Origin of the sequence: Janthinobacterium sp. Mn2066 (genome assembly GCF_049319705.1) — a bacterium.
GTDB lineage: Bacteria > Pseudomonadota > Gammaproteobacteria > Burkholderiales > Burkholderiaceae_D > Janthinobacterium.
Genome location: NZ_JBMOUF010000022.1, coordinates 1 through 18,014, shown reverse-complemented (window position 1 = coordinate 18,014; position 18,014 = coordinate 1). Strand labels below are relative to the sequence as shown.

Genomic DNA, 18,014 nt, shown 5'->3' with positions numbered 1-18,014 from the left:
CGATGATAGTGCTGCAACCAGTGTGAAAGTAGGTTATTGTCAGGCTTGTTATTCGTAGTAGAAAAAAACCCGATCAGCAATGGTCGGGTTTTTTTTCGTCTGGCGGTTTTTTATTGAAATCACCCCAACGGCAAGAGCCGGGGTCAGACCCGGCGGGTCTGACCCCGGGTTTTAGCTGCCTCTATAAGTCGAATACGACCACGGGGATACGACCAGCGGTACGTGGTAATTTTCATCGGTATGGGCGATGCCGAAGGACAGGGTAACCAGGTCGATGAAGCGGGGAGAGGGGAGTTCGACGCCTTGGGCGGCGAAGTAGTCGCCGGCGTTGAAGACCAGTTCATACTGGCCGGCTTTCATGCTGTCTCCTTCCAGCAATGGCGTGCTACAACGGCCGTCGCTGTTCGTCATATCCATCTTCAGCAAGACTTTTCCTTCCGGGGCGACCGAAAACAGGGCCACCTTGACGCCGGCTCCGGGCCTGCCGTGGGCGATATCGAGTACGTGCGTGCTGAGTTTTCCCATTTGCTATCCTATATGTGCAAGGTGAATGTGCTTATCGTACAAATCATATACCGCTGCCGGTGCCCGGCGATATGATTGGGCATATATTTCATATAGTTCCCACCAAGGCGAGTACCCCATGAGCAGCTATGACGATTATCCGCGTGACCTGATTGGCTATGGCCGCACGCCGGTTCATCCGCAATGGCCCGGCAAGGCCCGGATTGCGCTGCAATTTGTCCTTAATTATGAAGAGGGGGCAGAAAACAGCGTACTGCATGGCGATCCGGCATCGGAGACGTTTTTATCGGAGATGATAGGCGCCGCCGCTTTCCCTGCCCGCCACCTGAGCATGGAATCTATTTATGAATACGGCTCGCGTGCCGGATTATGGCGTTTGCTGCGCATGTTTGAAGAGCGCCGCTTGCCGCTGACGGTATTCGGTGTCTCGATGGCGCTGAAACGCAATCCCGAAGCAGTCGCGGCGTTTCAGGAGTTGGGCCATGAAATCGCCTGCCACGGCTTGCGCTGGATTTCCTATCAAAATATGGATGAAGCCACGGAACGCGAACATATGCGCGAAGCCGTGCAAATCATCCGTGAATTGACGGGTTCTGCCCCACAAGGCTGGTACACCGGGCGCGATTCGCCAAATACGCGCAAACTGGTGGTCGAGCATGGCGGTTTTCGCTATGACGCCGATTATTACGGCGACGACCTGCCTTTCTGGGAAAAGGTCGCCTATACCGATGCCTCTGGCGCAGCGGCGGTGCAGCCACAGTTGATCGTGCCCTATACCCTGGACACGAACGATATGCGCTTTGCCGCCATGCAGGGTTTTAATTCGGGCACGCAGTTTTTTGATTATCTGAAGGATGCATTCGATGTGTTGTATGCGGAAGGCGATCCGAACGGCTTGAACCAGCCCAAGATGCTGTCGGTGGGCTTGCATTGCCGCCTGGTCGGCCGGCCTGGGCGGGCAGCAGCGCTGGCGCGCTTTCTTGATTACGTGCAAGGGCACGAACAGGTGTGGATCACGCGCCGTATCGATATCGCCGAACACTGGCATAGAACACATCCATATAAATGATCTTTATTGATTAGGCATGATAAGTAACATCAGTATTTGCATATAGTTGTCCCGTATGCCGGTGTTAATCTCCAAGACTGGGACCATACCGAGGCCAGCATGTCAGAAGCTATTCGTTTTTATTACCGCGGCGGCGTACAGGAAGTGCGCGGCGCTACCCCCACGCAGACTGTCTTGCAGCACCTGCGCGAGGATCTGCATTGCACCGGCACCAAGGAGGGGTGCGCCGAAGGCGATTGCGGCGCCTGCATGGTTGTCGTCGGCAGCCTGGTCGATGGCCAGGTGGAAATGAAAGCCGTCAATGCCTGCATCCAGCTGACGCCCACCCTTGATGGCAAGGCCTTGTTTTCTGTCGAAGATTTGCAGCAAGCCGATGGTGCGCTACATCCGGTGCAGCAGGCCATGGTGGAGTGTCACGGTTCCCAGTGCGGTTTTTGCACCCCCGGTTTTGTGATGTCGCTGTGGGGCATGTATTTAAACAAAAATGGCGATACGCCCAGCCGCTGCGAAATCGACGATAGCTTGTCGGGCAATCTGTGCCGCTGCACCGGTTATCGTCCCATTATCGATGCGGCAAAACGCATGGTCGAATTGCCGCCAGTAACGTTTGACCGCGCTGCACTGGCGACGCAATTGCAAACGCTGCAACGCGACAGCTTGTATACCTATATGGCAGATGGACAGCAATTCCATGCGCCCCGCACACTGGAAGAGCTGGTGCAATTGCGTGCGGACAAGCCGCAAGCGTGCTTGCTGGCAGGATCTACCGACGTGGGACTGTGGGTGACCAAGCAACTACGCGACCTGGGCGACATCATCTATATCGGCAATGTCGCTAGCTTGAAAACCATTGCGATTGACGGCGATCAGTTGCAGATCGGCGCTGGCGCCAGTCTGAATGATGCTTATGCGGCCCTGTGTCAGCAGTATCCCGAGCAATTATCGGAACTGTGGCAACGCTTTGCCTCGTTGCCGATTCGCAATGCGGGTACTTTGGGCGGCAATGTGGCGAACGGTTCGCCGATCGGCGACTCGATGCCATGGCTGATCGTGCTGGGAACGCAGATCGTGTTGCGCGGGGTCGATGGCCAGCGCAGCATGCCGCTGGAAGATTTTTATCTGGGCTATCAAAAGAAAGACTTGCGGCCGGGCGAATTCGTCGAAGCGCTGCGCGTGCCCTTGCCGCGTGCCGACGTGCATTTCCGCACGTATAAACTGGCGAAACGCTTTGACCAGGATATCTCGGCCGTTTGCGCCGCGTTTGCCTTGCGTCTTGATGGCCAGCAGATTCTCGATGCGCGTATCGCCTTTGGCGGCATGGCGGCCACGCCACAACGTGCGGCGCAAACGGAGGCGTTTTTGCGCGGGCAAGTCTGGTCGGAAGAAAACCTGGTGATCGCCATGCGGCTGCTGGCCGACGACTATGCGCCGCTGTCGGACATGCGTGCATCGAATACGTATCGCATGATGACGGCGCAAAACCTGTTGCGCCGTTTCTGGCTGGAAACGCGACCCGAGGCGCCGTTGTCGTCCGCCGCCGTCAATGCCTACGCTTGCCGTGCCTGAGGGGAAGAAAGATGAACCATCCTGCCTCGCCTGAACTACAAGCGGCCACCTGGGCCGCCGTGGGCAAGTCCCGCCCGCATGAGTCGGCCGAACTGCATGTGCTGGGCCAGGCCACCTATACAGATGATATTGCCGAATTGCAGGGTACCTTGCACGCGGCGCTGGGACTGTCGCAAAAGCCCCATGCGCATATTACGGCCATGGACTTGTCGGCCGTGCGTAGCTCGCGTGGGGTAGTGGCTGTCTACACGGCGCAGGACATTCCCGGCACCAATGATTGCGGCCCCATCATTCATGATGATCCCATCCTCGCGCCTGGCCTGGTGCAATACGTGGGCCAGCCCATCTTTATCGTGGTGGCCGATACGCATGACCATGCACGCCGCGCAGCGCGGCTGGCGCAGGTGACGTATGAAGAGTTGCCGGCCATCATGACGCCGCAGGCGGCGAAAACGGCGCTATCGTACGTATTGCCACCGATGCGCCTGACGCGTGGCGATGCCCAGGCGGCGTTTGAGAAGGCGCCGCATGTGGTCAAGGGCCAGCTATATGTCGGTGGCCAGGAACAGTTTTATCTGGAAGGACAGATTTCCTACGCGATTCCGAAAGAAGCACAGGGCATGCTGGTGCTGTGTTCCACCCAGCATCCCAGCGAAATGCAGCACGTGGTGGCGCATGCGCTGGGCGTGCACTCGCATAACATCACGGTCGAATGCCGGCGCATGGGGGGCGGTTTTGGCGGCAAGGAGTCACAGTCGGCCTTGTGGGCGGCGGCATCGGCGATTGCGGCGGCGAAACTGAAACGCCCTGTCAAGCTGCGCGCCGACCGCGACGACGATATGCTGGTAACGGGCAAGCGCCACTGTTTTTATTATGAGTACGAAGTGGGCTACGACGACGAAGGCAGGATTGTGGCCGCCAGGGTCGACATGACCACGCGCGCCGGTTACTCGGCCGACTTGTCCGGTCCTGTCGCCACGCGCGCCGTCTGCCACTTCGATAACACTTATTATTTGTCCGACGTGGACATCCGCGCCGCCTGCGGCAAGACGAATACGCAGTCGAACACGGCTTTCCGTGGTTTCGGTGGGCCACAGGGCGCGATTGCCATCGAGTATGTGATCGATGAAATCGCCCGCCATCTGCAGCGCGATGCACTCGATATCCGCCTGCTCAATTTTTATGGCCGCAGTGATGCGGAGGGGCGCAACGTGACGCCGTACGGCCAAAAGATCGTCGATAACGTGATTCACGAGATTGTGGCCGAACTGGAAGAGAGCAGCGATTACCGCGCGCGCCGCCTCGCCATCGATGCGTACAACGAAGCGAGTCCCGTCCTGAAGAAGGGCCTGGCGTTCACGCCCTTGAAATTCGGTATCGCCTTCAATGTGACCCATCTGAACCAGGCCGGTGCACTGGTGCACGTGTACGTGGATGGCTCCGTGCTGGTCAATCATGGCGGCACGGAAATGGGGCAGGGCATCAATACCAAGGTCATGCAGGTGGTGGCGCATGAACTGGGCCTGGACTTGCACCACGTGCGGGCCACGGCCACGGATACGAGCAAGGTGGCCAATACCTCGGCTACGGCGGCCTCGACCGGTGCTGACCTGAACGGCAAGGCGGCGCAAGATGCGGCGCGCCAGATCCGTGAACGCCTGGGCGATTACGCGGTCAAACTGTATGGCGGCGATGCCGCGTCGGTGCGCTTCTTCGATAACCATGTGCACGTGAATGAGCACGTGGTGCCGTTTGCCGAGCTGGTGCAAAAAGCCTACCTGGCTCGCGTGCAGCTATGGTCGGATGGCTTTTATGCTACGCCCGGCTTGCACTGGGATGCGAAGACGATGACGGGCCATCCGTTTTCGTATTACGCCTATGGCGCGGCCGTGGCGGAAGTGGTGGTCGACACCCTGACCGGTGAATGGAAGCTGCTGCGCGCCGATGCTTTATATGATGCGGGGCAGTCGCTCAATCCTGCGATTGATATTGGTCAAGTGGAAGGCGCGTTTATCCAGGGCATGGGCTGGCTGACCACGGAGCAATTATGGTGGAATGCGGCGGGCAAGCTGATGACGCATGCGCCATCGACCTATAAAATTCCCGGCGTGTCCGATTGCCCGGAAGATTTCCGCGTGAAACTCTTCCAGAACCGCAATGTGGAAGACAGTATTCACCGCTCCAAGGCCGTGGGGGAACCTCCCTTGCTATTGCCGTTCTCCGTTTTCTTTGCCATCCGTGATGCCATTTCCAGCGTGGCTGGCCATCGCGTGCAACCGCCGTTGAATGCGCCGGCCACCAGCGAGGAAATCCTCAAGGCGATCATGATCGTGCAAGCGGCCAGTGCCGCAGTGCAGGAGCAGTGATGAGCGATTGGCTGACAGCGTCAAAGGACGAGGACGGCGCGCAAGCATCGGTGCTGGTGACGGTCGCGCTGGTGGAAGGTTCGGGGCCGCGTGAGGCGGGTGCCAAGATGCGCGTCAGCCTCGATGGCCAGGTCGACACTATCGGCGGTGGCCACCTGGAGTTGCGCGCCGTGGAAATCGCCAAGACGATGTTGATGACGGGCGTCAATACTGCACGCCTGGAACGTTTTGCCTTGGGCCCCAGCCTGGGCCAGTGCTGTGGCGGCGTGGTCTACCTGGTCTTCGAACCGGTGGATGCTGGTTTGAGACAAGTGCTGCAAGCCTTGCGCGAGCGCCGCCAGCAAGATAGCTGGAGGGTCACGGCGCTCGATGGCGAGGCAGTGTCGGCCCTGTTCGATGCGCAGGCCAACTTGCTGGCCGGCAGCCCTATGCAGGCGCCCGCTCATGTACCCACAACCTTTTCACGCGAGCGGGGCACGCATGTGGCGCAAGATGGCAGCGGGCGGCGCTGGCTGATCGATCCTTGCCTGGCGCCACGCGCGCATCTGACCTTGTTTGGCGCTGGCCATGTGGGCGCCGCCATCGTGCGTGCGCTGGCCGATTTGCCGTGTAATATCACCTGGGTCGATGAACGCGAAGACATGTTTCCCGACCGTCTGCCCGATAATGTGCGCATCGCCGCCACCGATATCCCCGAGGAATTCGTCGCCATGGCGCCGGTGGGCGGCAGTTTTCTCGTCATGACGCATAGTCATGCGCTTGATCAGCGCTTGACGGAAGCCATCATGACACGCGAGGATGGCGGCTGGTTTGGTTTGATCGGTTCGCACACCAAGCGCAAGCAGTTTGAGCACCGCTTGCAAACATGTGGTGTACCCGCCGAACGTATCGCTGCCATGGTGTGTCCGATAGGCATGCCGGGTATCCGCAACAAGGCGCCGGCCGTGATTGCCGCCTCGGTTGCCTGCCAATTATTAATGGTGTGGGAGGAAGCTGCACAAGCAGCCCTGGCCACACCGCTGCGGCTGGTCTCTGCCAGCCCGCCAGCGCGCCGCAAAAAGCGCGCAGTTCACCAGTTATAGAAAGAGTTCATGTTGACAGTACCCGTATCATCGCAAGCTTATCGTGCCAGCTTGCTGCACTTTCACGCCGATCCTGCCTTCAGCGAGCAGGCCCATGCCTGGCATGAAGATGGCTTGCTGATCGTGGCCGACGGCAAGGTCGTCGCGGCCGGTGATTTTGCACAGTTGCACACCAGCCTGCCGCCCGGCACCCAGATTATCGATTATCGGGGCAAGCTGATCGTACCGGGATTTATTGATACCCATCTGCATTTCCCGCAAACGGAAATGATCGCCTCGCCCGCGCCTGGCCTGTTGCCGTGGCTGGAAACGTATACTTTCCCTGCCGAGCGCACATTTGCCGATCCTGAACATGCGCGCGATGTGGCCGAGTTTTTCCTCGATGAGCTGTTGCGTTGCGGCACCACCACGGCCATGGTGTATGGCAGCGTGCATCCGCAATCGGTCGATGCCTTCTTTGCGGCCAGCGAAGCGCGCGGCTTGCGCATGGTGGCGGGCAAGGTCATGATGGACCGCAACTGCCCGGAATTTCTGCGCGATACGGCCGAGTCGGGTGCGCGTGAAACGGAAGCGTTGATACAGCGCTGGCACAAGCACGGCCGCTCGCTGTATGCGATCACGCCCCGTTTCGTGCCTACCTCTACAAATGAGCAGATGCACCTGGCCGGTGAACTGGCGCGCGCTTACCCCGATACGTATTTGCAGACCCACGTGTCGGAAAACGAAGATGAATGCCGCTGGGTGCGTCAATTGCACCCGCAGGCGCGCAGCTACCTCGATGTGTATGACAGCTACGGCATGCTGCGCCCGCGCGCCATGTTCGGTCATTGCATCTGGCTCGATGCGCGCGACCGTGAGCGCATGGCCGAAACGGCGTCGGCGGCAGCCGTTTGCCCCACATCCAATTTGTTCCTGGGTAGTGGCTTGTTTGATTTCGAACAGGCCGATGCAGCGCGCATGCTGATCTCGCTGGCGACCGACGTGGGGGCCGGCACGAGTTTCTCGATGTTGCAAACCATGAACGAAGCCTATAAAGTAGCACGCTTGAAAGGCAGTTATCTGCCCGCCATGCGCATGTTTTACCTGGCGACCCTGGGCGCGGCGCGCAGCATGCAGCTCGAAGGCACGCTCGGTAATTTCAAGCCGGGCACGGAAGCGGACTTTATCGTGCTCGACAAGAAAGCCACGCCTTTGCTGGAACGGCGCACAGCTGCCTGCCAGAGTCTGGAAGAGCTGCTGTTTGCTTTTGCCCTGTTGGGCGACGACCGCGCCGTATCCGCTACTTATTCGGGAGGCCACTGCGTGCATGTGCGTGGAGCGGGCTGAACCTTCCCCTGAACACCCACTTATCGAGAATGCTGATGCAAAAGAAAATCCCTGGACTGACCCTGGCCGCCATGCTGGCGCTATCCGGCGTCGCTCATGCTGCCACCCCGGCTGCCAATGAAGCAGCGACCGCGCGCCATTTTGCCGCGCTGGTGTCCGGCGCCCAGCCGAAGACGGCTGAGCTGAACCTGTTCTTTTCCATGATGCCCAAGGGTGGCGACTTACACCATCATTACTCGGGTGCGATTTATGCCGAGCAATTCCTCGACTGGGTCGACAAGGAAAACTATTGCGTCAACAAGACCACTTACCGTATCGAAAGCCAGAAAGACGTGATCGCCGCCGAGCGCGCCAAGCCGGCTGGCCAGCGCAACTGCCTGTCGTCGTCCGAAGTGTTTGCCGATCCTGGCCTGTATGCGGAATTGCTGCAGCGCTGGTCGACCAAGGATTTCTACAACCATGGCGGCATCCAGACGCCGCCTGATCGTACCTTCTTTGATACGTTCGGCTATTTCGGCCCGGTCGCCTCGACCAATACGGCCGATGGCTTGAAAACCCTGAAGCAGCGTGCAATCGCTGAAAACCTGAGCTACATCGAAACGATTTTCGAGCTGTCGCCTTTCGTGTCGAATCCGCAATTCGATCAGCAGGCGCTGGCGCCTGGCTTGACGCCGGCCGCGCTGCAAACCCTGTTGGCCAGCTGGACGCAAAGCCTGGATCAGGATGCTGCCTTCCAGAAAAGCATCACCGCCTACAACGATAACGTGAACACCAGCAGCGCCGGCATCGACGACGCCAACTTCACCATGCGCTACCAGGCTTATGTGTTGCGCTTCCTGTCGCCGTCGCAAGTGTTTTCGTCGATGGTTGCCGCCTTCAAGGCCGCCAGCCTGAACCCGCTGGTGGTGGGCGTCAATATCGTGGGCCAGGAAAGCGTGAATGTGTCGATGCGCGATTACAGCTTGCACATGGAAATGTTCAAGTTCCTCAAGGCCAAGTATCCGCACGTGAAGATCGCCCTGCATGCCGGTGAACTGGCGCTGGGCATGGTACCGCCCGAAGGCCTGGCCTTCCATATCGCCGAAGCGGTCGATGTGGCTGGCGCTGACCGTATCGGCCACGGCATGGATATCGCCTATGAGCACAATGCTTTGGCGACCATGCAGAAAATGCGCGAGCGCGGCATTCCCGTGGAAGTGAACCTGACCAGCAACGATTACATCCTGGGCATCAAGGGCCAGGCCCATCCCGTAACCTTGTACCGGAAGTATGGCGTGCCGTTCGTTATCTCTACCGATGATGCTGGCGTATCGCGCAACACCTTGTCGAACGAGTATGTGTTGTTTGCCAGCCAGTACAAGACCGATTACGCGGAAATCAAGAAGCTGTCGTACAACAGCCTGCGTTACTCCTTCCTGGCTGATGCGGATAAACAACGTTTGCTGAAAGCACTCGATGCCCGCTTCGCCAAATTTGAGGCGCAAGTGGCTGCGTCTGATCAGCCTGTCAAAGGCAGCAAGCCGTAAGTTGCTTAATAGTCAAAATTTGCGTGATTCTGCGGCCGGATTTTCCGGCCGTTTTTCTTTCTTCCTTTTACCTTAATTGATGATTGATTGGCAACTCTGTGGCGGCCAAACGACACAATTAACGGCAGATGCATAACTTTATATGATTTCCTAATTGAATCAATTTCAAGCACATATTGCTCATTTATAATTTCGCGCCATAGGCCCTGACCATGCGAAGACGATATCAAATTGCCGTTTTCTGACCTGGTATTTATACTTTTTGTATATAAATATCTAAAGTAAAACGTATTTGTCATCCATTTTTTGATGATGCATAGTGAGATCAGACTGATATTAAAAAGTCACATTTCACCTCTTCGAGGTGGTCTTTATCGGGCATTTGCAGTAGATCCAGATGACAAGTCCAGTGAAATCATTCGTCGCACAACGATGTGTCGAAATTCACAACGAGTCATAGCCGTGTCACAGTCCTGACATATTTAACAATTACACTGCCGCCTGGCCTGTACGTCCGGTCAAGTATGTTGAGTGAATGACAAAGGAGCTAGCGCCCTGCGTTATTGCGAATGAAGCAAGTGTGACATTCGTTTTTTGCTTGAATAAGGATGGTTTGTGTCAGGAAGCGCAGGCATTGCAGGGTCCAGCAGAGACCCGCAGCCAGGCCGGACCCCGTCAAGGTCCGTTGCCCGTCCAGCCGGCGTAACAGTTGCAGCATCGTAAAGAGGGAGTCTTGTGTTTGTGATGGTGCGTGGCGTAGCCAGGCAGCAAAGCAAGCCAGGATTCTCAAAAAATAATAGTCTTTTCTGGGGTTAAAGATGATCAATCACAAACGACTTAGGCTAACGCAAATCGCGTTAAGCCTGTCTATTGCACTGGCGGCGGCACCATCGTTCGCACAGAACACCACGTCCGCTATCGGCGGCCGTATTTCCGCAAGTGATGGCAAGCCTGCTGCTGGCGCCACCGTTACCATCGTGCACGCCGAATCGGGTTCCGTGAATAACGTGACCACCGATGCGGAAGGCCGTTACGTTGCCCGCGGCTTGCGCGCAGGCGGTCCTTACACCATCACCATCACCAAAAACGGTGAAGTGGAAAAACGCGAAGGCGTGTATCTGGAATTGGCTGAAACGGCCAATGTGGACGCCACCCTGGGCGCCCAGATGCAAGTCGTGAACGTGACGGGCACCGGTGCTCGCGCGCAGATCTTTAACCGTAGCAACATGGGTGCCGGCACCAGCATCGGCGCCAACGAACTGGCCTCGCAAGCATCGATCCAGCGCAATCTGCAAGATTACGCCCGTGCTGACCCACGCGTTTCGCAAACCGACAAAGAGCGCGGTGAAATGTCCGTCGCCGGTCAAAACTCGCGCTACAACTCGATGACCATCGACGGCGTTGCCGTGAACGATACCTTCGGCCTGGAAGCAAACGGCAGCCCGACTGCCAAGCAGCCTATTTCGATCGACGCCATCCAGTCGGTCCAGGTGAACGTCGCCAACTATGACGTCACGCAAAAAGGCTACACGGGCGCCAACATCAACGCCGTGACCAAGTCCGGTACCAATGACGTCAAAGGTAGCGTTTATTACGTTTTCCGTAATGACAAGATGGCTGGCGACCGTTACGACAACGTGAAGGATAGCTACTACGCTCCTGCACCGTTCCGTGAAACGACCAAGGGCGCGACCGTCGGTGGCCCGCTGATCAAGGACAAACTGTTCTTCTTCGCTAACAAAGAACGTCTGGAAAGCACCCGCACCGCGCCAAACTTTGGCCCTATCGGCAGCTCGATGACCAACGTCGGTATTGATCCTGCAGCGATCGCCGCAGCGCAAGCGATTGCCAAGAATCAATATAACGGTCTCGATATCGGTACGCTCGCAGTTCCTGGTGGCACCAAGCTGGTGGTCAATGACACCTTGCTGAAACTGGACTGGAACATCAACGAAAACCATCGCGCGATGGTCCGTTATTCGAAAACCGATCAGTCCGAGCCGATGTTTACCGGCGTATCGGCAAGCGGTATCGCCTTGAATTCGGCTTGGCGTTCACAGAACAAGACGATTGAAACCATTGTTGGCCAATGGTTTGCCGACTGGACCCCGAATTTCTCGACGGAGTTCAAGGTTTCTTCGCGCGACTATGAAAGTCTGCCGAACAACAACTCCAACCTGCCGACCATGGCCCTGCAGTTCTCGGGTGCATTGCCTGCTGGCGCGCCCGCTGGCTTGTCGACCGGCAGCCGTTACCTGAACTTCGGTACCGATCAGTCGTATCAATTCAACGTCTTGCGCACCAAGACCAAGGATGCTTACCTGGGCGCCAACTGGGCTTTGGGTGATCACGAAGTCAAGTTTGGCGGCGACTTCAGCAAGAACGATGTTTACAATGCGTTCCTGCAAAACGTCAACGGTAACTACACCTTTGGCTGTATCAATAACGTGGCCTACTCGTTCGTCAAGCCGAACGCGAATGGCACCACGACGTTTGACTGCAGCAAAGCATCGTCTGCTTTGATGCAACAAGCTGTGCTGGAGAACTTCAGCATTGGTCGTCCGAGCCAGTATCAAGTGCAAATTCCGGTGCCGGGCGGTTCGCTCGATAACGCCATCGCTGACTTCAGCATGAAGAATTATGGTCTGTTTGCACAAGACGTCTGGACCGTCAACAAGCAGTTGACCGTGCAATATGGCGTACGTGTAGACAAGGCTGGCATTGCTGACCGCCCTGTATTTAACGCAGCAGCTGCGGCGCCGGTGATTCCTGGCGTCGTCAACCTGAGCACGCCACGTGGTGGCGTTGCGCAAACCGGTGGTTTTGGCTTGAATAATCAACAAACCGTTGATGGTCAAACCCTGTGGCAGCCACGCGTCGGCTTCAACTACAAGTTTGACACCGCTCGTCCTACCCAGGTGCGTGGTGGCTTCGGTCTGTTCCAGGGCGCGGCAGCGACTGTCTGGATGTCGAATCCATTCGCCAATCCAGGCGTGGCAACCACCGTCGTCGGTTGCGGCGGCAGCTTCAAGGCTTGCCCAACCGTAGGCGGCTTGTTCAATCCTGATCCGACCAAGCAGTCGTCGAACTTCCCTGACGCTGTACCAGCAACCAACGTCGACTTCCTGTCGCCTGACCTGCGTCAGCCGTCGATCTGGAAGGGCAACCTGGCGCTGGAACATGAGTTGCCATGGATGGGTCTGGTTTTCGGCGCGGAATACCTGCGTACCAAAAACAAAGATGCGATTTACTATGAGCACCTGAACCTGGGCGCGCCTACCCGTCTCGGCACCGACGGCCGTAATCTGTACTACACCCAGAATGCTTATAACGTGCAATGCTGGACCTCTTCCGGTGGTCTGAGCACGACGGCTGACCCATCGTGCTCCGGCGCGGGTAACCGTGCCTTGCGCAACGTGAAGTACAACAACGTTCTGGTTGCCAAGAACACCGACAAGGGTGACGGCAATCTGGTGACCCTGTCGCTGACCCAGCCGATGACCAAAGGCTTCGGCTGGTCGGTAGCTTACACCTACACCGATGCAACCGAAGTGTCGCCACTGAGCTCGTCGGTGTCGAACTCGAACTGGCAAGGCCGTTCGGCTTTCAACCCGAACGAAAACGTTGCAGCTAACTCCGCCTATCTGGTGAAAAACCGCGTCAATGCCATGTTGAACTGGCAGAAGCGCTTCTTCGATAACTACAAGACCAGCTTCGGTCTGTTCTACGAAGGCCGCAAGGGCAAGCCTTACAGCTGGACCTACAACAATGACTTGAACGGCGACGGTGTTGGTGGCAATGACTTGATGTACATTCCATCGAAACCAGGTTCGGGTGAAGTTGTCTTCCGTGGCGATACGGCGACCAGCCACGCTAACGAAGACCGTTTCTGGTCTGTCGTGAATGCCAATGCTGACCTGCGCAATGCCGCTGGCCACGTGACGCAGCGTAACAGCAGCTTCTCGCCATGGACCAACAGCTTTGATATGCGTATCAGCCAGGAAGTACCAGGCTTCTTCAAAGACAACAAAGGTGTACTGAGCCTGGACTTCTTCAACGTGGGTAACATGCTTAACCGCCGCTGGGGCCGTATCAATGAAATGGCTTTCCGCTCGGCTGGTGGTCAAACCCGCAGCTTTGTTGACTTCGTCGGTCTTGATGACAAAGGTCGTTACATCTACCAAGTGCGTGACAAGGTCGATGACTACACCGTGCGTCAACAAAAGGGTGAGTCCCAATGGGCCATCCAGGCAACCGTTAAGTACCAGTTCTAATCTCGGCGCTTAATTGCAGTCTCAAACGGCTGGTGGAAACACCGGCCGTTTTTTCGTTTGATGTTAATGAAATAACTTTTGATAACAATAATGATGTGGGGACCATGAAACCTTATTTGACACCACTGTTGACACCACTCGCCGCAGCGGCGGCCATGGCCTTGCTGATGGCCGGTTGTACCACGCTAGTCGCCACGCCTGCCGCAACGCCCCTTGCCGCGCCCGTCGATATCAATCTGGTTGCCCTCAACGATTTCCACGGCAATCTCGACCGCAGCAAATTCACTTACACCGGCGTGAGCGACCCCGTCAGCAAGACGGTGGACGCGGGCGGCATCGATACCCTGTCCGGCGCCCTGGCCGCGTGGCGTAAGGAAGATGCGCAACTGATTTTTGTCGGCAATGGCGACCTGATCGGCGCCAGTCCCGCCATGTCGTCGCTGTGGGCCGATGAACCGAGCATCGTGGCCATGAATATGCTGGGCATGAAAGCCAGTTCCGTCGGCAACCATGAATTTGACCAGGGCAAGGCGGAATTGCTGCGCCAGCAGCGCGGCGGCTGCGAGTCGGCCCGTGCGGACAAGGCCTGCAAGTTTGCGCCTGGCTTTGCCGGCGCCCGCTATCGCTACCTGGCAGCGAATGTGATCGACACGCAAACGGGCAAGCCGCTGGTGCCGGCCTACCAGATTGAAGAGGCGCATGGCGTCAAGGTGGGCTTGATCGGCGCCGTGCTGCAAGATACGCCGTCCGTGGTGACGGCAGCCGGTATTGTCGGTTTGAAATTTGGCGATGAAGCAGACGCCATCAATGCTACCCTGCCCGCCTTGCGCGCGCAGGGCGTGGGCGTGTTCGTGGTCTTGCTGCATCAAGGCGGCGAGACGGAGGAGGCGGTTGACCAGGCCGATTGCAGCAAGCTCAAGGGGCCGGTAGTCGACATCGCCAAACGCCTCGATCCGGCGATTCAAGTGGTCATCAGCGGTCACTCGCACAAGGGATACTTGTGCCGCGTCGATGGCCGACTGGTGACGCAAGCAGAGATGGGTGGACACATGCTGACACGCATCAAGCTCAAGGTCGATCCCGTCAAGAATACCGTGCTGGGCACCGATGCCCAAAACATCGTCATGCTGCCAGGCGCTTATACGCCTGATCCGGCCGTGGCCGCTTACCTGGCTTCCGTCAAAGAGCGCAGTGTGCAAGCACTGTCGCGTCCGGTGGCCGCGATTGCCGTGCCCAATGTGGGTCGTGAAACCAAGGGTAGCGGCGAGTCGGCGCTGGGCGACGTGGTGGCTGACAGCACCCTGTTCGGCGCGCGCGCGGCCGGGGCACAAATTGGCTTGATGAATAATGGCGGCATCCGCAAAGACCTGGAAGCCGGTGCGGATCTGATGACCAATGTGGGCCAGAATCAGGCCGTGGTACCGTTCGGTAATACCCTGATCATCGTCAGCCTGTCCGGCGCACAAATTCGCGCCTTGCTGGAGCAGCAATGGCCGGATGCGGAAGCGGAAGATGGCAATCTGCTGCAAGTATCGGAAGGCTTCAGCTATCGCTGGGACAGCACGCGCCCGCAAGGCCAGCGTGTGCTGCCGGGCAGCATCATGCTCAATGGCATCCCTCTTGATGACAAGCAGCAATATCGTGTCGCCGCCAACAGTTTCCTGGCCGGCGGTGGCGACCGTTTCAGCGTGCTGGCGGACGGCACGCGCCGGCTCGATACGGGCGTGCGTGACATCGACGCCTTCAGCGACTATCTGGTCGACCGTGCCCGCAGCGGCAAACCGGCTGGCAGTGCCACTGCCGCCGGCCGTATTGTGCGCGTCAAATAATTCAACCCAAGGAAAAAACCATGCGTCGTCTCTTATTCTCCGTTCTTCTGTCCAGCCTGTTCGCGGGCATCGCCCAGGCCGATTTCACGATACCCGGCTTTGAGCTGGTCCATACTTCGCCTGTGGAAACGAGCTTGACCAATCCCGACCTGCGCGAGCCGGCCGTGGTGTGGAGCGAGCTGTTCGATTCCGCCAAGAAAGAGATCGTCATCGCCCAGTTTTATGCCGTCAGCAAACCCGGTACGGCCTTTGAAAAAGTGTTGGCCAGCCTGACGGCCGCGGGCCAGCGCGGCGTGAAAATCCGCTTCCTGCTTGATCAAAAAGGCGTGGGCCTGTCGGAAGCGCCGACGATAGAGCGCATCAAGGCAATCCCTAACCTGGAATTGCGCATCATCGATTACAACAAGGTGACGGGCAATGGCATCGTGCACGCCAAATACCTGGCCGTCGATGGCCAGGTAGCGTATATCGGCAGCCAGAATTTCGATTGGCGCTCGTTCGAGCACATCCATGAAACAGGCTTGAAGATCACCGAACCGGCGATTGTGAAACAGGTGCAAGCCATCTTTGAACAGGATTGGCAGGCGCAGGCGTTGATCTCGCAAGGCGGCCGCGCCACAGTGCTCAACAGCAAGAAAGTGCCCGCCAACTACGCACAGAATGCTTTCCTGCTGGCCAGCCCGAATGCGTATAACCCGGCTGGTGTGGGCGATTCGGAAACGGGCTTGCCCGCCTTGCTGGCGGAAGCGAAAAGCGAAGTGCGCATCCAACTGCTCGATTACGCGCCGCTGTCGTATGGCCCGAACCGCACGCGTCCGTATTACGCCGTGATCGACAATGCCGTGCGCGCCGCTGCCACCCGTGGCGTGAAAATCAAGCTGATGGTGTCCGCCTGGAATACGGAAGAGCCGGCCATCGCTTACCTGAAAAGCCTGGCGCTGGTGCCGAACGTGGAAATCCGCATCGTCACGATCCCCACCGCCTCGACCGGTTTTATCCCGTTTGCCCGCGTGATCCACAGCAAGACCATGGTCATCGATGGCAAGCTGGCCTGGGTAGGCACCAGCAACTGGGCCGGCGGCTATCTGGATTTGTCGCGCAACCTGGAAGTGGTGCTGCGCAATGAAGCCATGGCGCAACGCCTGGCCGCCCTGCATGAACAGACGTGGAGCTCGGCTTATGCCCAGCCTATCGATATCAATAAACACTATCCCAAGCCTGCCAAAGGCACGCCACAGGTAGCCGGAAAGGAATGAGCATGAAGAAAATAGCATGTGTGCTGGCGCTGGGCGCCGCTTTCGCGACAGGCAATGTATTGGCCTGGGGTAACGACGGACACCGCGCCGTGGGCGCCATCGCCGACCAGTTGCTCAAGGGCAGTGTGGCGCAGGCGGAATTGAGCAAATTGCTGCTGCCAGGCGAAAGCCTGGAAAAGATCGCCAACTGGCCAGATTGCGTGAAGGGCACGTATTGCGGTCCGCAAACGCCGGAAATGCTGGCGTATGTGGCGGCCAATCCCAAGCATAGCGAATACCATTACACGGACATTCCGTTTCAGAATGCGCATTACCATGACCACGACGTGGGCAGCGCCGACGACGATATCGTGCAAACCCTGAAGCAGGCGATTCTGGTGCTGCAAGGTAAAGATGATCCGGCGAGCAATCCGCACCAGTTCACCAAGCGCCAGGCCTTGATCCTGATCACGCACATGGTGGGCGATATCCACCAGCCACTGCACGTGGGCGCTGCGTTTGTGGCCAAGGATGGCCGTTTTGTGGTGCCAGCCACGCAGGCGCAGGTCGATGAAGTGGCCATTTTTGATGCGCGCGGCGGCAACAACCTGTTGCTGGACGACGCAAAAATCACCGCTCTGTCGGACGCCACCATTCCCGCGCCGCTGCCGGCGGAAGAGGGCGCCGCCAAGCCCGCCAGCACGTATCCCAAGTCAGCGACCAAGCCGCTGCATTCCTACTGGGACAGCACGGTGGTCGATTACGCCATGCGTCGCCTGAGCACCCGCACGCCAGAGCAATTTGCACGTACCGTGATCGCCAGCCAGCCGCAAGTGAGCGTGAATACGGGCGACCCGGTCACCTGGCCATATCAATGGGCCGACCAGTCGCTGGCGGCATCGAAAATCGCCTACACCGATGTGGTGGCTGGTCCTGCCACGCAGCAAACCAGCCGCAAGGGCGATGTCTACAATGTGTGGGCCTTGACGGTGCCGGACAACTACCCCGTACCCAGCTCGGCGCTGGCGAAGCAGCAGCTGATCGAAGGTGGTTATCACCTGGCGTCGCTGCTGCAAGCGATCTGGCCGCAGTAAGGTATTGTCAGTCATAAAAAAGCGGCTTGCGGGCCGCTTTTTTTAGGCTATGTCACCGTCAGATGTGGGAAGTCCCCTAGTGTTGCCTTCAACAAAGTTTCAGCCGACAGGATGCGCCTGGC

At 57.9% G+C, this 18,014-nt stretch carries 11 protein-coding genes; 10 read left to right on the top strand and 1 reads right to left on the bottom strand.

From position 1 onward, the window contains the following. Positions 1 to 171: 171 nt before the first annotated feature. The gene (gene uraH, locus ACL9RI_RS27390; protein WP_034754489.1) at positions 172 to 525 is read right to left on the bottom strand and encodes a hydroxyisourate hydrolase; all 354 of its coding nucleotides are present in this window, start codon (positions 523 to 525) and stop codon (positions 172 to 174) included. A 118-nt stretch (positions 526 to 643) separates the two neighbouring features. On the opposite strand from uraH, the gene puuE reads away from it, so the two are divergent. The 10 genes from puuE (at position 644) to ACL9RI_RS27340 (ending at position 17,892) form a co-directional block, all read left to right on the top strand. Further along, positions 644 to 1,594, top strand: coding sequence for an allantoinase PuuE (puuE, locus tag ACL9RI_RS27385; RefSeq protein ID WP_422729606.1), 951 nt, complete (start codon positions 644 to 646; stop codon positions 1,592 to 1,594). 99 nt (positions 1,595 to 1,693) lie between these two features. Next, positions 1,694 to 3,160 (top strand): xanthine dehydrogenase small subunit, encoded by a 1,467-nt coding sequence (gene xdhA, locus ACL9RI_RS27380; RefSeq protein WP_422729605.1) that lies wholly within the window; start codon positions 1,694 to 1,696, stop codon positions 3,158 to 3,160. Between the two features lie 11 nt (positions 3,161 to 3,171). Next, on the top strand, positions 3,172 to 5,526 hold the full coding sequence (gene xdhB / locus ACL9RI_RS27375) for a xanthine dehydrogenase molybdopterin binding subunit (RefSeq protein WP_422729604.1): 2,355 nt from the start codon (positions 3,172 to 3,174) through the stop codon (positions 5,524 to 5,526). Beyond that, complete coding sequence (gene xdhC, locus ACL9RI_RS27370; RefSeq protein WP_422729603.1) at positions 5,526 to 6,608, top strand: xanthine dehydrogenase accessory protein XdhC; 1,083 nt, start codon at positions 5,526 to 5,528, stop codon at positions 6,606 to 6,608. The genes xdhB and xdhC overlap by 1 nt, the downstream gene beginning before the upstream one ends. A gap of 9 nt (positions 6,609 to 6,617) precedes the next feature. Next, positions 6,618 to 7,934 (top strand): guanine deaminase, encoded by a 1,317-nt coding sequence (gene guaD, locus ACL9RI_RS27365; protein WP_422729602.1) that lies wholly within the window; start codon positions 6,618 to 6,620, stop codon positions 7,932 to 7,934. A gap of 35 nt (positions 7,935 to 7,969) precedes the next feature. Beyond that, a complete protein-coding gene (locus tag ACL9RI_RS27360; RefSeq protein ID WP_422729601.1) occupies positions 7,970 to 9,460 on the top strand; it encodes an adenosine deaminase family protein in 1,491 nt (496 codons plus the stop codon). A gap of 818 nt (positions 9,461 to 10,278) precedes the next feature. Further along, positions 10,279 to 13,734 (top strand): TonB-dependent receptor domain-containing protein, encoded by a 3,456-nt coding sequence (locus ACL9RI_RS27355; protein ID WP_422729600.1) that lies wholly within the window; start codon positions 10,279 to 10,281, stop codon positions 13,732 to 13,734. 128 nt (positions 13,735 to 13,862) lie between these two features. Beyond that, the gene (locus tag ACL9RI_RS27350) at positions 13,863 to 15,563 is read left to right on the top strand and encodes a bifunctional metallophosphatase/5'-nucleotidase (RefSeq protein WP_422729599.1); all 1,701 of its coding nucleotides are present in this window, start codon (positions 13,863 to 13,865) and stop codon (positions 15,561 to 15,563) included. Between the two features lie 20 nt (positions 15,564 to 15,583). Continuing rightward, positions 15,584 to 16,819, top strand: coding sequence for a phospholipase D-like domain-containing protein (locus tag ACL9RI_RS27345; RefSeq protein WP_422729598.1), 1,236 nt, complete (start codon positions 15,584 to 15,586; stop codon positions 16,817 to 16,819). Positions 16,820 to 16,821: 2 nt separating this feature from the next. After that, a complete protein-coding gene (locus ACL9RI_RS27340; RefSeq protein ID WP_422729597.1) occupies positions 16,822 to 17,892 on the top strand; it encodes a S1/P1 nuclease in 1,071 nt (356 codons plus the stop codon). Positions 17,893 to 18,014 lie beyond the last annotated feature (122 nt).

Coding starts and splice junctions, on each gene's coding strand:
- ACL9RI_RS27355 (WP_422729600.1), top strand. CDS start 10,279: ATGATCAATCACAAACGACTTAGGCTAACGCAAATCGCGTTAAGCCTG.
- xdhA (WP_422729605.1), top strand. CDS start 1,694: ATGTCAGAAGCTATTCGTTTTTATTACCGCGGCGGCGTACAGGAAGTG.
- xdhB (WP_422729604.1), top strand. CDS start 3,172: ATGAACCATCCTGCCTCGCCTGAACTACAAGCGGCCACCTGGGCCGCC.
- ACL9RI_RS27360 (WP_422729601.1), top strand. CDS start 7,970: ATGCAAAAGAAAATCCCTGGACTGACCCTGGCCGCCATGCTGGCGCTA.
- xdhC (WP_422729603.1), top strand. CDS start 5,526: ATGAGCGATTGGCTGACAGCGTCAAAGGACGAGGACGGCGCGCAAGCA.
- ACL9RI_RS27340 (WP_422729597.1), top strand. CDS start 16,822: ATGAAGAAAATAGCATGTGTGCTGGCGCTGGGCGCCGCTTTCGCGACA.
- ACL9RI_RS27345 (WP_422729598.1), top strand. CDS start 15,584: ATGCGTCGTCTCTTATTCTCCGTTCTTCTGTCCAGCCTGTTCGCGGGC.
- uraH (WP_034754489.1), bottom strand. CDS start 525: ATGGGAAAACTCAGCACGCACGTACTCGATATCGCCCACGGCAGGCCC.
- puuE (WP_422729606.1), top strand. CDS start 644: ATGAGCAGCTATGACGATTATCCGCGTGACCTGATTGGCTATGGCCGC.
- guaD (WP_422729602.1), top strand. CDS start 6,618: ATGTTGACAGTACCCGTATCATCGCAAGCTTATCGTGCCAGCTTGCTG.